Source organism: Tunturibacter psychrotolerans (assembly GCF_040359615.1).
GTDB lineage: Bacteria > Acidobacteriota > Terriglobia > Terriglobales > Acidobacteriaceae > Edaphobacter > Edaphobacter psychrotolerans.
The window spans coordinates 3,270,663-3,286,292 of record NZ_CP132942.1; the positions used below are offsets into that span (position 1 = coordinate 3,270,663).

At 57.2% G+C, this 15,630-nt stretch carries 15 protein-coding genes; 13 read left to right on the plus strand and 2 right to left on the minus strand.

The window, feature by feature from the left end:
* Nucleotides 1-149: 149 nt before the first annotated feature.
* Complete coding sequence (locus RBB77_RS13555) at nucleotides 150-821, plus strand: hypothetical protein (RefSeq protein WP_353062278.1); 672 nt, start codon at nucleotides 150-152, stop codon at nucleotides 819-821.
* Nucleotides 822-1,514: 693 nt separating this feature from the next.
* Here the strand turns inward: RBB77_RS13555 and RBB77_RS13560 are convergent.
* Nucleotides 1,515-2,495 carry an IS110 family transposase gene (locus RBB77_RS13560; protein ID WP_353062279.1) on the minus strand — a complete coding sequence of 327 codons (981 nt, stop codon included), beginning with the start codon at nucleotides 2,493-2,495 and terminating at the stop codon, nucleotides 1,515-1,517.
* Nucleotides 2,496-3,287: 792 nt separating this feature from the next.
* Entirely contained in the window at nucleotides 3,288-4,478 is a 1,191-nt protein-coding gene (locus RBB77_RS13565) for a tyrosine-type recombinase/integrase (RefSeq protein ID WP_353062280.1), read from the minus strand.
* A 627-nt stretch (nucleotides 4,479-5,105) separates the two neighbouring features.
* Between RBB77_RS13565 and RBB77_RS13570 the strand changes: the two genes are divergently transcribed.
* The 12 genes from RBB77_RS13570 (at nucleotide 5,106) to RBB77_RS13625 (ending at nucleotide 15,598) form a co-directional block, all read left to right on the plus strand.
* Entirely contained in the window at nucleotides 5,106-6,155 is a 1,050-nt protein-coding gene (locus RBB77_RS13570) for an alpha/beta fold hydrolase (RefSeq protein ID WP_353062281.1), read from the plus strand.
* A gap of 162 nt (nucleotides 6,156-6,317) precedes the next feature.
* Nucleotides 6,318-7,061, plus strand: a complete 744-nt coding sequence (locus tag RBB77_RS13575) for a response regulator transcription factor (protein WP_353062282.1) — start codon at nucleotides 6,318-6,320, stop codon at nucleotides 7,059-7,061.
* Nucleotides 7,054-7,311, plus strand: coding sequence for a hypothetical protein (locus tag RBB77_RS13580; RefSeq protein WP_353062283.1), 258 nt, complete (start codon nucleotides 7,054-7,056; stop codon nucleotides 7,309-7,311). The genes RBB77_RS13575 and RBB77_RS13580 overlap by 8 nt, the downstream gene beginning before the upstream one ends.
* A gap of 11 nt (nucleotides 7,312-7,322) precedes the next feature.
* A complete protein-coding gene (locus RBB77_RS13585; RefSeq protein WP_353062284.1) occupies nucleotides 7,323-8,702 on the plus strand; it encodes a sigma-54 interaction domain-containing protein in 1,380 nt (459 codons plus the stop codon).
* A gap of 154 nt (nucleotides 8,703-8,856) precedes the next feature.
* On the plus strand, nucleotides 8,857-9,225 hold the full coding sequence (gene flgB / locus RBB77_RS13590; protein ID WP_353062285.1) for a flagellar basal body rod protein FlgB: 369 nt from the start codon (nucleotides 8,857-8,859) through the stop codon (nucleotides 9,223-9,225).
* 3 nt (nucleotides 9,226-9,228) lie between these two features.
* A complete protein-coding gene (gene flgC, locus RBB77_RS13595; RefSeq protein ID WP_353062286.1) occupies nucleotides 9,229-9,756 on the plus strand; it encodes a flagellar basal body rod protein FlgC in 528 nt (175 codons plus the stop codon).
* A 92-nt stretch (nucleotides 9,757-9,848) separates the two neighbouring features.
* Entirely contained in the window at nucleotides 9,849-10,139 is a 291-nt protein-coding gene (gene fliE / locus RBB77_RS13600) for a flagellar hook-basal body complex protein FliE (RefSeq protein WP_353062287.1), read from the plus strand.
* Nucleotides 10,140-10,171: 32 nt separating this feature from the next.
* Nucleotides 10,172-11,965 carry a flagellar basal-body MS-ring/collar protein FliF gene (gene fliF, locus RBB77_RS13605; protein ID WP_353062288.1) on the plus strand — a complete coding sequence of 598 codons (1,794 nt, stop codon included), beginning with the start codon at nucleotides 10,172-10,174 and terminating at the stop codon, nucleotides 11,963-11,965.
* Nucleotides 11,965-13,053 carry a flagellar motor switch protein FliG gene (gene fliG / locus RBB77_RS13610; RefSeq protein WP_353062289.1) on the plus strand — a complete coding sequence of 363 codons (1,089 nt, stop codon included), beginning with the start codon at nucleotides 11,965-11,967 and terminating at the stop codon, nucleotides 13,051-13,053. Before fliF ends, fliG begins: the two co-directional genes overlap by 1 nt.
* A complete protein-coding gene (locus tag RBB77_RS13615) occupies nucleotides 13,037-13,774 on the plus strand; it encodes a FliH/SctL family protein (protein ID WP_353062290.1) in 738 nt (245 codons plus the stop codon). Before fliG ends, RBB77_RS13615 begins: the two co-directional genes overlap by 17 nt.
* A complete protein-coding gene (locus RBB77_RS13620; protein WP_353062291.1) occupies nucleotides 13,771-15,111 on the plus strand; it encodes a FliI/YscN family ATPase in 1,341 nt (446 codons plus the stop codon). Before RBB77_RS13615 ends, RBB77_RS13620 begins: the two co-directional genes overlap by 4 nt.
* 4 nt (nucleotides 15,112-15,115) lie before the next feature.
* Entirely contained in the window at nucleotides 15,116-15,598 is a 483-nt protein-coding gene (locus RBB77_RS13625; protein ID WP_353062292.1) for a hypothetical protein, read from the plus strand.
* Nucleotides 15,599-15,630: the final 32 nt, after the last annotated feature.

Sequence of the window (15,630 nt, forward strand, 5' to 3'; positions counted from 1 at the left end):
TGTCACATCGAGTCCAGAAAGAGAACAACCGCCGAAGAGGAAACTGCCCACTTACAAGTTCCGGCTGCGATTTTCGCAAACGGAGTGAAGACAACTAAACAGCCGCGGTGAAAACGAGAAACTCGCCGCAGAATCAGAGGGAGACGGACATGAAGTCGACATTTAGGAAGACGTACGCACGTTCTTTGGTACTGCTCGCTGTCGGAATTATCGCGGCGATAGGAGTCGCCCACGCAGATGGTTGGTGGGACGATTACGAACAACTGGCCCAAAAGACGGAACTGGAACAGCTTCACGCAACCTTTCATGCGTCAATCAGCGTGCACGATCCCGTGAACCTCGATTCGCCTGCAGTGATAACTCAGCGAACCCGCGACATACTCGCGCTCTGGTCCAAAGACGCCGAACTCACCGTTATAGGCACTACTACCACGGCAGGAAATTACATTGGCAACGGCGATCCGGAGGATCCCGCAACTTGCCCTATACCCTCGCTCGACACATCCGCCGCCGGGAAACAGGGCACGCTGTGCACGTTCTTCAAGTATGTTGCCGGCGGGTTGCAGCCAGCCAATAGGTTGGTGTCGCTTTCCCCGGCGTACAAAACGAAGTATGTTCCTGTAAAGGACGGTGACAGCCAATGGAAATCATCAGTGTATTTCGAATGCCATTACTTCGACGTGTCATTGAATCCTGCCACTGGCCAGCCGTTTTGGACGGCAAAGAGCCACGTATACCTTAGCGGTGAAGGCAAAAAGATCAACGGGAAGTGGTTGTTGACGAAGGTCAGCTCGGCTGCGGTTGGAATTCCGATTCCTTAGCAGGCTGCCTTCTGCGGAAGCGAGGCCGGGGCAGCATGCTTATCGCTGGAGTGATGCGATAGGTCTGCTGTCCGTGCACCGCTTTTCGTCGCCCAGCCTTTTGAGCGGCCCCAAAAAGCTTCACTGTTCGTAGCTAATTAGCGTCCGGTTTTCGTAGCACATAGAATGTCCAGTTTATTAAGTTCAAGTCGGCTAGTAGTTACCAATCCTGATTTCAACTGCTGCCAACAGGCCAATGCACTCATTGAGAGTCAGAGAGAGACCATCGTCGTTATGACTCCTGATAGACGCCGTTCTCACCAGTTGCGGAGTCACTGACGATAAGCCGACTTTCTATGAGCAGGTCACTAGTGTCAAGGGATTGTTCTTTGTTTTTTTCTTCATAGGGCTTTTGCTTTTGTTGTTGCTCTTGGTTTCGTTGCTCTCCACCGTGTTTCTATTCGCACTCTTGATGAGCTGTCTTCATGCAAGCTCGGTGTCGGTTGGGGTTCGAGAGGAAAGTCGATGCTGCCATTTATCGGTCGGCCTCGAAGGCCGAAGTCGGCTCGCAGTCATCGGAACACGGTGTCGTCGCAACGGGTGAACATGTTGATCTCTCAAGCAGCTTGTTCGTAGAACGGCATATACGTAGCTTGGGTGCTCCAGAGATGATGAAGCAACACCGCAAGTTTGCGGGCCACGGCAACGACGGCCTTACTTCTTGCCACCTCGGGCGGCTAGGCGCAGGCCCCACTGTCGTAAGGCCGAGTCTCGTCCGTGCGGTCGAAGGATGTGATTGGAGCACTCGATCAGCAGACTTCGGAGATAGGCGTTGCCGGCGTGAGTGATGCCGAGCTGCGGATCATGATCTCCAGACTGACTTCGACGCGGTCGCAGGCCCAGATAGCACCCAACGTCGCGACTTCGTCCGAACCGCTCTTTGCTTCCGAGCGTCAGCACGAAGGTTAAGGCGGTGAGATGACCGACGCCGTGAACCTTCGGCAGCGCCTGCGTCTCTGGATACTCGGTCTGGCCGAGCTGTTGGATCTGCCGGTCGTACAGCTTGATCTTTACTGTCATCTCCGCGATCTGCTGAAGTACCGGACCGAGCGCCTGTGCCAGTCCAGGTGGCATAACGGCCAGGCTGCGCTGGGCGAAGCACGTTGTGGCGGAGGCAGGCATACGGTAGCCGCACGACTTCGTCAGACCACGAACGGCGTTCACCGCCGCAGTGCGCAGTCGCACCAACAGCGCTCGCGAACGGATCAGAGTCAGAGCCTGCTGTTGCTCAACGGTGCGATGGGCAATCGGCCGAAGGATATTCGGATCAAGCCGGGCATATCTTGCCAGCTTCTCAGCATCGACCTGATCGCTCTTCCGGTCACTGTGCGAGATCGCCCGCAACTCACGGACGTTCGCCACGATGACTTCGTGACCTAGTTCCTGCAACTGCGCGCTGATCCAGATCGAATGCGTTCCCGCCTCCATCGCAACCCGCGCTGGAGCCACGTCGGTGAACCACTTCTCGATCGCCTTCGGGGTAGTTCTGAAGCGGCCACGGTCGACCACCTCTCCGTCCTGGTTGAGGGTGCAGTAATGGCTCCAGACATCGCCAAGGTCGATGCCGATCGTGATCTCAACCTTGGCCTGTCTGCGCGGAACTTCAGCGATGAGGTGCTGCGCTGGCTTCTTCATGGGAACAGTCTGCTCCTCCTTCGGAAGACCTGCTCATCCCATTTATCAGGACTATCCGAAAAGCGAAACGTTGCTGCTAGACTTCACTGCACTAGAGCTTATGAGAAAAACCGAATGTCTTCTTTTGCTCGCGGTCATCGCTCTAGGGAGTTCTGCTTCCACGGCTCAAAGCACGTGTTCGAATTGCCGGGTTTTCAGTGGTGATGATGACCCCTGTCTCGATAAGGCTCCCCCACCTTCGCCCGCGATCGTCGCCGCCATCCTAGTCACGGATGCAGCGCGTCAAGAGCTTGAAGATGCGGATACGTCAGAGCGTGCTCGCATCCCGAAACTGCTCAGAGGACTTGTGGTTCACCTAGCAAGTGAACGGCAGACAGACATGATCGTCAGAGGCGACTTCCCAATGAGCGGAGGAGATAATACGTGGTTCTGGATAATTACCTCTGCCGATAGCAAACCCGTACAACCTGGATTCAAGCCAGCACAGTAACGGTTCTTCGCAGCCGCCACAATGGCTACCGGGACGTACGCACCGATTGGTTCGCGGGTTCTCACAGAGACATCCAAGTCTTCCGGTACGACGGACATTCCTACAAGCTCTACCGTGAGAAGTACAAAGACCTGCCGCCTGTCTGACACGCTGTCCTGTCATTAGCCGCACTGTGGTCTTATCCCTCGCTGCCCGACCGAAAATGCATTAGTCCTGATAAACGCCATTGTATTGACTTGGCTTTCTGGAAGCGATCCAGTTAGTGACGACAGAGGGAATGTCAGACACTCCGCCGGGAGCCGCTACGCAGCAACGAGCGCCAGTTCAACTGCCCTTTGCGCTTCGGCTTTCTCCTGCTCTTGACGATATTCGGCAAGCCGATCAACGGCGGCCAGCTTATGCGCCGGCGCAAGATGAGCGTAACGGACGGTCATCTTGATGTCTTTATGGCCGGCGAGTTCCTGCACTGTCCTCAGATCGACGCCGGCCATTACGAGGCGCGAGATGTAGGTGTGGCGAAAGATATGCCAAGTGACGTCCTTGAGTGCTGAATTTCTCTTTATTGCTTCCTCCATCACCAGTTCAAACCAGGCACGGGGCGACGCCATTGGCTCACCATATCTTGTAAGGCAGACAGTCTGACTCTGCTGATCCTCAAGTGCCATGGACGAGCCAGTTGTGAGGACAAGAGCACGCTCCATCTCCTTCTTGATTTTTAGCTGATTCCGCCGCTCCCGAAGTTCCTCCAGCGCCGCAACCGCAACGGTGGTCAGGATGACCACCCGCGCCGTTCCATTCTTAGTCTTTAGCAACAGCAGTTGTCTTCGCTCTACATCGACACGATCCCACTCCAGCGAATACTGCTCTCCGCGTCGCATTCCAGTTTCAAGAGCCAAGGTCATTTCGGGTTCGTGGGTTGGGCACCTCTCGCGAATGATTGCGCGTATCGTCGCCTCCTCCGCGAAGGTGACGAAGCGAACTCTGCTGTTGTCCTCCCGGTGGAGGCGCACGAGCCGAGCGGGGTTGGCAGTGGCCTTCTCGTTGCGGATAGCCTCTTCGAAGATCATGGAGATAGTTCCGCGATATCGGTTGATCGTCGTCTTCGTCAGATCGGTGCGCTTATCCAGATATGCCTTGATCGTCTGCGGCGTGATGTTGTCGAGTGGGATCTTTCCGAAGGTTGGCAAGAGTTTCCCGACCGTCGAACGGTCACCGGGGTACGAGGCCTTATGCTCCTGGGAGTACACCAGAGCGTCCGCCGCGATCTCCTCAAAGAGCACCGCGCGGCGCGCCCGAACCTCCGGCATTTTTACACCCATTCGGGCGTCCGTCTTGCGACGTTGGTAGAGAGTGACAGCGTCCGAACGCCGACCAACCTTTTCCCGAAACCGTTTACCCTCGATGTAATAGTTGATCCACCAGATGCCACTACCGTCCGGTCTCTCGAAAATCCCTTTGATCGCTTTCGGCTTTTTGACCGTCCCGTTTGCCATCGTTCCGCACCCCATTCCGTTGTACTTAACTATCACACCGAACTGGGGTCGTGGTGGCTGTTTTGGTGGCTGTTCGGATTGAGAATAGGTGCTTTTCGGGTGCGATCCGGTGCAAGGAGAAAAACTATAAGTCTAATGTTTGCAACAAAAATGCGAGCCGGTGCGACACTGTGCAAACCGTAAAATGCCCCTGTTAATCGAAGGGTTGCAAGCTGTACGTGAGATCTGTCGTTCTGGGTCTCTTCTCCTCGAAGAGTCGCCGCTGTTTGGCATTGCCTCGCGGATATACATCCACGACGTTGTCCACGTAGCCGCGATCCGCGCTCGCAGAAACTCAGCCGCGGTTATGTTCCTGGGCCGTAAGCAGGCGGCGGTTAAGACATCAAATAAGCTAGGGCGCAAACCATTCCCGCGCAATGACCTACGAAAATCTAGAAACAGCAGTCGAACCCGCCAAGATGGGGAAATATCACCTTATGAGTAATTTCCCCAAGTTAGTTTCATCTTATTCGGTCACCAGGTTTCACCTTATGAGGTCTGGTTCTCCTCAAGTTATTGATATACAGCGATGCCAAGTTTCACTTTATGAATAAACCCACACCGGAAGGCGGGGGATATGCTGATTTTATGAAAATCATGGGGAGCCGGGTTCGAGTCTTTGGGTGGGCTGCGGTATGGATGCTGACGATTTCGGTGGGGTGGGCGCAGGAGGGTGCACAGAAGATTGCCGAGCTGGGAGAATGTCCGTTGGCGAGCGGTCAGGTGGTGCTGGATTGCAAGGTTGGGTACAGAACCTTCGGTGTGATGAACGCTGATGGGACGAATGTCGTCGTTATGCCTTCGTGGCTGAATGGGCGAAGCGAGGAGCTGATTCCGTTCTTTGGGGATAAGGAGACCGGGCATCGGTTGGTGGATACGTCACGGTTTTTTGGCGTGGCGTTCGATGCGTTTGGGGATGGAGTGTCTTCGTCGCCTTCGAACAGCAAGCGGCAACGTGGGCCGGAGTTTCCGGCATTCACCATGGAGGATATGGTGCGGGCACAGTACCGCGTGCTGACCGAGGTGCTTCATGTGGGACACGTGCACGCAGCAGTAGGGTTGTCGATGGGTGGAGAGCAGGTATTTGCTTGGGCGGTTTTGTTCCCGAAGTTTTTGGATAGGGCAGTGCCTATTGTGGGGACGCCGCAGGTGACGAGCTTCGATCTGTTGTCGAAGCAGATTTTGGTTGAGGCGATTGAGTCGGATCCTGGATATATGGGCGGCCGATATGTGACGGAGCCGGAGTTGAAGCTTGCGAATGCGATTGGGACGCTGATCGTGAGTGCGCCGCAGTATCGAAATGCAGAGGTGCCGAGGGAGCAGTTTGCGGAGTGGATGAAGTTGGTGGAGTCGCCGCAGCGGCAGGACGCGAATGACAGGATGTGGCAGGCAAGAGCGATTATGCATCACGATGTGCTGCATGGAAGGACGATTGAAGAGGTTGCTCGGGGAGTTCCGGTGAAGTTTCTGGTGATCGTGGCAGCGGAGGATCGGATGGTTGCTCCGCAGCCTGCGCTGGAGTGGGCGAAGGATGTTGGGGCAGAGACTTATATTTCGGCTGGAAGCTGCGCGCACTTGATCATGCAGTGCGATGCTGAGGCGGTGTCCTCGCGCGTAGAGCGGTTTCTGGCGCGGTGATGCAGGTTTTCCCGTTTTGAAATTCGCACGCAAAAGTTTGCGAAAGATCCCTTGTCAGGATGAAGTGAATGCACCAAGGTAATAAGACACCGCGCCGTTGAGTAACGTGACTTCGGTTGGTGTGGATGACCTGAACATCTTGACTGTGCCTTGGGAGACGAAATGCGAGTTTTGATCGTGGAAGATGACGCAGCACTGGGATTGTTTCTCCAGAAGGGTTTGAAGTTGGAGGGACACCAGGTGGATTGGGTGACTGATGGGGAGGCAGGGCTACGATATGCGGAAGAACATCGTCCGGACCTGATCGTGCTGGATCTGAGTCTTCCACGGAAAGACGGAACCGAAGTGCTGGCTGAGATGAACGGCCGGTTCGATGAGACCTCGGTGCTGGTGTTGACGGGGCGAAGCCAGGTGGAAGAACGGGTGAAGTGCCTGAATCTGGGGGCGGATGATTGCCTGCTGAAACCTTTCAGCTTTCATGAACTGACGGCACGATGCCGCGCGCTGATGCGGCGGCGAGAGCAGTTTGCGGATCCGGTGTTGCGGCATGGCGACGTGGAGTTGAACCGGATGGAGCGCAAGGTGATGCGCAACGGACAACTGGTGGATCTGACCGTGAAGGAGTTCAGCCTGCTGGAGTTCTTGCTGAAGCGGGGCGGGCAGTGCTGCAGCCGGAGTGAGTTGCTGCGGGATGTATGGCAGATGTCTCCCGATGCCGGGACGAATGTGGTGGATGTGTATATCAATTATCTGCGGCGAAAGCTGGCGGCGACGAGTGCGGATGGCGACCTTGGGAACTCCGTTATCGAGACGGTGCGGGGAGAGGGTTACCGAATGAGTGCCGTGCGCAAACCGATGGGACGAGTTGGTATGCTTCCTGCAAATGCGGCGTTTGCCGGTGCGTGAGCTTGCGCAACAAAGTGGTCGCGCTGAGTTTGTGGAGCGCCTGGACACTGCGCTGCATGGTCTCTGCCAGCCTTTGACAGTGCTGCAGTGCAGACTGGCGATGGGCGAGTTGATTGGGGAGCCAGATGCCATGCTGGAGGCGATTCGAGAGGCTTTAAAAGAGTGTGTGCGGTTGAACCAGACGGTTGGAACGATGCGAACGATGCTGCAACAGGTGAAGTCGGATACGAATGGCGAGAGGATAGGGTGACGAAGATGGGTATGGGACGCGAGTCAGTGTTGAATATGGATACGGGTGAGGTGGCTGCTGCACGAACGGTGGTATTGGCGAGTGCGGATGTGGCCCTGAGGCAGCGGCTGCGTACCTCTCTGACGGGACTGCGATGGCAGGTGCGCGAAGCCAGTGGTGGAGCGGAGGCGATGGCACAGCTTGAGGACGCGCGATCGGAGGCTTTACTGGTGGATAGCTGGCTGCCAGATCTCGAGGTCGGTGAGTTTGCGAGCGTGATTCGCATGATGTATCCGGCGATGGAGTTGCTTCGAGTGGATGGTGGTGTGGATGGGGGGGCGCGGAGTCCACGGCGTAATGAGTTGCTGCACGCCTTGCGGGAGGCACAGAATGCGCCACTGAACGATACAGCGGCCTGGGCAGCCGCTCCGGCTTCGGTGCCTGTGCCTGCTCCGACTGCTGCGTCTGGCGCGGGAGCGAAGACACCGGTTCGGATGCCGACCCCAATAAGAAAAGATATCGACCAGGACGTGGAGCAGGAGAGGGAAGAGCAGGTTCGACTGGAGTCGACGCGGCAGGCATTGGCGGCTTTGTTGGGACGGGAGGAAGTAACCCGGCCTTTGGCCAAGACGGAGGCGATGTTGCCTGAGATGATTGGGGCAAGTGAACCGATGCGTGAACTGACGCGGTTGATTCGGTTGGTCGCTCCGCGGTCGACGACGGTATTGATCGAGGGGGAGACGGGGACGGGGAAGGAGGTTGTGGCGCGAGCGTTGCATCGGTTGAGCGAGCGAGCTGGGAAGCCTTTTGCTGTGTTGAACTGCGCGGCGATTCCTGAAGCTTTGCTGGAGGCGGAGTTGTTTGGACATACGCGTGGGGCCTTTACCGGAGCGGTGCAGTCGCGGACGGGAAGGATTGAGGCAGCGCACGGAGGAACTCTGTTCCTGGATGAGATAGGCGAGATGCCAATGGCCTTGCAGGCGAAGATGTTGCGGTTCTTGGAGTGTGGCGAGTTGCAGCGGGTGGGCGATAACGAGACGATGCGCGTCGATGTAAGAGTGATCGCGGCGACGCATCAACCGTTGGAGAAACTTGCTACCAGTGTCGGTGCGGAACGGACCTTCCGATTGGATCTTTACCATCGGCTGGCTGTCTTTCCGATTGAGGTGCCGGCACTGCGGGACCGGATGGACGATCTTGGGTTGCTAGCAGAGCACATCCTGGAGCAGATGGGGCAGGAGATGCCACGCAAGCGGTTAGCCCTCGATGCAGAAGCAAAGTTATATGAACACTCGTGGCCGGGCAATGTGCGGGAGCTGATGCATGTGCTGGAGCGTGGCGCGATTTTGGCAGGCGACAAGATGGAAATCGGAGAGGATGAGATTCGTTTCGGACGAGCTACGCGAGGGTAGCTAGATACGGATCGCGTCTTGGGCGCGATACCTGTGATTTCTAACTACTTGTTTAGCATCCAAATCGAAATTGAAGTTGATAAGAGCGCTCTCATTTGAGGGCGCTTTTGTTTGGTCGTACGACTGCATATGTCATGGCGTGGAGGTGCAGGACATGCAGACGACGACAGCGATGAGCGATGCGTTGGGACGATATCTGGATCTGACCAGTCAGCAGATGCAAGCGACTGCGAGAAACATGGCGAATGTTGATACGCCTGGCTTCAAGACGCAGGGGTTCGACTTCGAAGAAGTGTTCGCTCAGCAGTTGAATAATAGCGCCGGGGCGACGGGCCTTGAGGGCGTGCAAGCTCCGATGGAGGACGTCGACGGATTGGTGTCGCGGCCGGATGGGAACAACGTGTCGATGGACCGCGAAGGCTTGCAACTAGCCAAGGCGCAGATGCAGTTCAAGCTGGGAACGCAGCTCCTGAAGGGTGAGTTCTCAAGCGTGATGAGTGCAATTCATATGGATTCGAAATAGGCCATGAATATCTTTGGAGTGATGGATATAAGCGGTTCGGCGTTGAAGGCCGAGCGAGTACGTGCCGAGGTTGTGGCTTCGAATATGGCTAACGCTGAGACGACGCGAACCACGGAAGGTGGGCCCTATCAACGCCACCATGTAGTGTTCCAAGCTCAAGATGGTGGGACGTTTCAGAATTCGATGGTGAACCAGTTGAGTGGCGGCTCGAGCATTAGTTCGGGGACAGGTTTCAAAAACATCTATAGCGGCGGGGTTATCGGTGGCTTGAGCGGTGATGTGACTGCCGCCGATCCTACGCCGGGCGGGGTTGAAGTAACTGGTGTGATCGCAGATGCAAGTAAGCCGCTGCAACGGTATGACCCATCGCACCCAGATGCGGGGCCGGATGGATTTGTGGCGTATCCGGATATCAATCCGCTGACGGAGATGGTCGATTTGATGGGGGCGACGCGGTCCTACGGGATGAACGCCTCGGCGATCACGGCGGAGAAGGGCATGTTCAACTCTTCGCTTGATCTTTTGAAGTAAGGCAATAGCGCGGGGCGCGAAGACATAAGAAACACAGAGGAGGAATTGTGGTCGGATTGCCTGTTGGTCCTGGGGTAATGAGCGGAGTGGGAATGGGAGGTCTCGATGATGGCTTCCTGAGTGATGCGGGCGTCGCGGCGTCGAATGGGGGCGGTGCGGGTAGTGTGCCATTTGCGGGAGTGCTGCAGTCGATGGTGAAGGAGACGGCAAAGCTTGACCAGAAGGCTGGGGAGGCTGTGACCGGGTTGTTGAATGGCTCTGGTGTTGAAGTACATGACGCCATGATAGCGACGCAGAAGGCGAATATGGCGTTTGAGCTGGCGCTACAGGTGCGGAACAAAGCAGTAGGCGCTTATCAGCAGATGATGGGCATGCAGTTCTAAGAACTTAGGGTTCAGAGAGACGCTGGGGCGAGATGGCAGAGACAGAACAGGTTGGCGGGGCGGGGATTCAAAGAGCGGGACAGGCCAGCGCTGGTGTGGCGGGCGCGACTCCGCTCGAGAAGGCGCAGGCGATGGCCTCGGCGATGCGCGAGCGGTTGATGGCAATGCCGGCGGCGAAAAGAACGTGGCTGATTGCGGCTGGGGTTTTTCTGGCTGCGATGTGCGCCGCGATGGTTTGGTTTGCGGGCCGGCCGGATTGGCGTGTGCTTTTCAACGGGCTGGATGCAAAGGATGTACAGCAGGTTTCGCAGGAGCTTGCAGCAGCGGGAATTCCGTACGAGACAACGGCAGATGGCGCTGGAGTGCAGGTGCCGGCAGATATGTTGGATAAGGCTCGGATGGAGGTTGCGGCGAAGGGGATGCCGCAGACCGGGCGCCTGGGTTTCGAACTGTTCGATAAACCGAACTGGGTGGGCAGTGAGTTTGATGAACGTGTGAACTATCAGCGCGCTCTTGAGGGCGAGCTTGAGCACACGATTGGAACTTTGGGTGTGGTCAAGTCGGCCCGTGTGCACCTGGTGCTGCCGCAGCCTTCGTTGTTTACCGCCGAAGAGAGGGTGGCGAAGGCTTCGGTAGTGTTGAAGCTGAAGCGGGATGCGCTCGACCCGGAGCAGGCGGATGCGATTCGTAGTTTGGTAGCGGGCTCGGTGGAGAATCTGAGCACGGATCAAGTCACGCTGGTGGATGCCGATGGACGGGTGAACTTCAAGCCGCGCTCGAGCAACGCGGCTGAGGCTGACGCTGAGCAGTCGATGGAAGCAAAGTTGGTCGCGATGCTCGAGCCGCTGGCAGGGCGCGACAACGTGCGCGCTACCGTGAACGTTAGCTATGACGAGGGAAGCGAAGAGCGGACCGACGAGGTCTATGACCCAACCGAAGTGGCGACATTGAGCATGCAGAAGAGCGAACAGATATCGACCGGACGGGGAGGGCCTTCGGGCGTTCCGGGGACGGCAAGTAATTCGCCTGGGGCGTCTCCTGAGGGTGCCGTGGCAGGATCGCAGGCGGCCGCTGCACCGGGAACTCCTCCCTTGCTGCAGAAACAGGCTCAGGCTTTGCCGGTGTATCCGCAACAGAATGGAGCGCAGGGGCAAAGCATTCATCAGGAAAATGGAACCTACGGAGTTACAAAACATCTGGTGCATACGGAGCAGGGGCCGGGCCGAGTGCGTCGTGTGTCGGCTGCGGTGGTGGTGAACGATCGGAGTATGACTGAGGGTGCGGGCAAGCTGGAACATGTGGTGTGGAAGCCGCGCAGCGCGGAGGAGATGCATCGGCTGGAGGAGCTTGCGCAGGCTGCGGTTGGCTATGATGCGCGGCGCGGTGACCAGGTGGTGATGCAAAACGTGAGCTTCAGCACGAATGCTCCTGAGGTAAAGCCACCGACCATGGACAGGCTGATGGAAGAGGTGCGCGGGTTGTTGCATACGCAACCGGGACTCGTCCGAACGTCGGTGATTGGTCTCTGCGGTGTGCTGCTGGTGCTGTTTGTGTTGCGGCCGGTTGCGAGCCAGATGACTGCGACGTTACGCGAGCCAATGATGTTGCCGGCGGCAAGTGGCGAGGTGGGAGTGATGGGCGCGGGGGGAGAACAGTTATTGCCGCTGCCCGAGGAATCGGTGGAAGAACTGCCGCGGTCGAGAAACAAAACCTACCAGTTGCAGCAGGGAATCTTTGAGCAGGTGTCGGAGCACATTCGCCGGGAGCCGGCGCAGAGCACGCGGTTGATCGAGGCGTGGATTGGAACGTCTGAGGAGAGGTCGTAATGGGGACAGCAGTGCAGTTTTCAGGTGCAGAGACGATGCGGCAGAATCCGCTGCTGTTGACACCGGAGTCGGGATTTGTGCCGGCCGATATTCCGGGACTGCGGAAGGCCGCAATCCTGATGGTCGCGATCGGAGACGAACTGGCGAAGACGCTCTTTCAGAGCCTTTCGGAAAACGATGTGCGCCGGGTGACGGAAGAGATTACGAGGCTGGGAGATGTCCCTGCGGCCCAGTTGACCCAGGTGCTGACCGAGTTCTACGGGTTGCTGGAGACGCAGCAATACATGGTTCGCGGCGGCCCGGACTACGCGCTCAAGCTGCTCACAGAAGCCTTTGGTGCAACGAGAGCCGAGGAACTTCTGCAGCAGGTAAAGAAGATTCGCGAACGTACGAACGGCGACATGGCGATGTTGCAGAATATGGATGCACAACATCTGAGCAAGTTTCTGGAGAATGAACACTCGCAGACTGTCGCGCTGGTACTGGCACATCTCGATGCGAAGCGTGGTTCGACTGTGCTGATGAATCTGCAGGGTGCGATGCGGGTGGATGTGGTGCGGCGCCTCGCGGAGATGCGGCAGTTCTCGCCGGAGATGGCGCAGACGGTTGCGATGGCGCTGCATAAGCGAATGGAAAAGATGGGTTCGAGTGGGAGGAAGTCGTACTCGGGCTTCAAGGCAGTCGCTGAACTGTTGAACCGGCTGGATCAGGGCGAGAGCCGCGGGATCCTGGAGGAGATTGAACAGAGCGAACCGAAGGTGGCTATCGGGATACGCGAGCTGATGTTTGTGTTCGAAGACCTATGCACGGTGCCTGCTGAGAGTATTCGCGAGTTTGTAAGCGAAGTTGACAAAAAGACGTTGGCGGTTGCTCTGAAGGGCGGCAAGGACAATGTGAAAGCTCACTTGTTCAAGGCAATGAGTTCACGTGCAGTCGAGATGTTAAAAGAGGACATGGAGGTGATGGGACCGGTCCGGATGAGAGACGTGAATGCGGCTCAGCAGGAGCTGCTTGCTCTGGCGAGGCAGCTTGAAAGCGAAGGACGGATGATCTTGAAGATGGAGGTGGAAGATGATCTCGCCGTCTGAAAGCGCAGGTGCAGATGCGAACGGTAGCGCCGCGGTGCGATTGCCCGAGAGGCTCATGAAGCCGGATGCGAAGAACATATCGCGGCTTGAGTTTTATCCGTTGGATCGACCAGCGTTCGTCGCTGATAGCGAGTCGGAGGACGAGATCGCTGGTGTAGAGACTCTTCCGCCGGAGAAAGAGGCGCTTGTTGGGCCACAGCAACCTCAGACGGAGCAGATGTCAGATCGAGTCGAGATCGCGCGGAGTGAGGCGACGGCTGAGGCTCGTCTTCTATGGCAGACGGAGCTTGAAGAGAGGATCGCGGAGGAGCGGTCTCGGCTTCAAAGAGTTGAAGAAGAGTTTCGTGAACAGCGAACGAAATACTTTGCTGCAGTAGAGAGTGAGATTGTTCGGTTGGCACTAGCCATCGCGAACCGAGTGCTCCATCGTGAGGCTAACCTCGATCCGCTGTTATTGGCTGGCGTGGTGAAAGTGGCGCTCGAAAAGATTGCAAAGGACAGTAGTGTGGTGCTGCGAGTGCCAGCTAGCGAGGTTGAGAAGTGGCGGGGGGCGTTTGCCGCGAATCAAGAATCCACTCTGAAGCTGGTGGGAGATGAGCGGCTGGGAACCAGCGAATGTGTGCTTGAAACAAACGTTGGCCGAGTGGAACTGGGTGTAAGCGCGCAGTTGGAGGAGATTGAACGAGGCTTCTTCGATCTGCTGCAGCAGAGGCCCGCATGAGAGGCGACACTCAGGGCGCCGTGGATACGGGTTCGAATTGTCTGGGCGTTTACATGACCCAGCTGGCGAATCGGCCAGCCTGGCGGTGGAGTGGGCGTGTGGTGGAGGCGAATGGACAAACGGTAGAAGCCGAGGGCCCTTTGTGTTCGGTGGGAGAGTGTTGCGAGATCGTCGACAGCGAGGGTCAAAGACATCGGGCGGAGGTTATCGGATTTCGCGGCAGGCATGTGCTGGCGATGCCTTTGAAGGAGACGCAGGGAATTCGCTATGGAGATGCGGTGCTCGCAATGGGTGTGACGCCGCAGATCGCAGTAGGGACAGAGATGGAAGGGCGCATCGTCGATGCTTTGGGGACGCCGCTTGATGGACTGCCGACGCCGCGGGCGACAGCGGTGTGGCCACTTGATGGAACCATACCGCACCCAATGGAGCGTGAGCCGATTCGAGAGCCGTTGCAGACAGGCCTTCGCGTGTTGGACGGAATGCTGACGGTTGGGCGTGGGCAGCGAGTTGGGATATTTGGTGGGTCGGGTGTAGGTAAGAGCACGTTGATAGGGATGATGACCCGGAATACAGCGGCCGATCTTACGGTGGTTGGATTGGTGGGTGAGCGTGGGCGCGAGGTGCGCGAATTTGTCGAGGATTCGCTGGGGGAAGAGGGGCGCAAACGATCGGTGGTGTTGGTTTCAACTTCGGATCAAAGTCCTTTGTTGCGGATGCGAGCGGCGATGGCAGCGACCTCGGTGGCGGAGTTTTATGCGGCACGAGGGAAGCATGTTTTGCTCGTGTTGGATTCGTTGACGCGATACGCGATGGCGGCGCGAGAGTTGGGGCTTGCGGCGGGAGAGCCCCCAGCCAGCAAGGGGTATACGCCTTCGGTGTTTGCAAAGCTGGCGAAGCTGGTGGAGCGCGCGGGGAACTTTCGCAATGGGAGCATCACAGCCTTTTATACGGTACTGATGGAAGGCGACGATCAGCAGGATCCAGTGGTGGATGCGGTGCGATCGCTGCTGGATGGGCATGTGGTGTTGTCTCGGTCGATGGCCGCGAGCGGATGGTATCCACCGGTGAATGTCCTGGATTCGCTGAGCCGATTGATGCCTGCGGTCACGGCACCTGAGCATCGGGCACAGGCCTCTATCGTGCGTAGACTGCTGGCGGCCTATGCGCGATCAGAGGATTTGATTCGCATTGGAGCCTACAAAGCGGGGACCGATGAAGATCTTGACCGGGCGATGCAGGCGATGCCTATGTTACGTCAGTTTCTTGAACAGAGAAGCGATGAGCGAGTGACGATGCAGGACAGTGTGGCACGGCTAAACCGGATGGAGATTTAAAAGAATGTCGACACGGCTGGAGACCTTGCAACGATTGATGAATTTGTATGCTGCTGTCGAGCAGATGCATTCGACCGAACTGCAGAGGATAACAATCGCGGTTCATGAGGCACAGCGGGCGATTGAGATGGAGCAGAGTGTCGCACAGACGGCGCGTACTGATGGTCGTGAAGCGCTTTCGGCCGGAGATCGTGCCGGTTGGATGATGTCCGAAACCCAGCAGGAGACCGCAGGGTGGCGGACACAGAGACTGGAGAAGATTCGCCTGGAGCGCCAAGAGCTGAGCGATGCAGCCAGGGAGCAGTATGTCGCGAGCCGCTTGAAAAAAGAACAGATGAAGCGAGTCTACGAGGAGATGGAAAGGCGAACGGCGGTGGAAGAGGGCCGCAGGGCGCAATCAACCTCCGATGATCTCTTCCTGTCGCGAAGGCGATGGACCGACGCGACAGAGATGGCGGAGGAGAATGAGCACATGAAAGCTTCCTAATAGTTTTGGGATTGGTTTGGTCTGTGGATTGC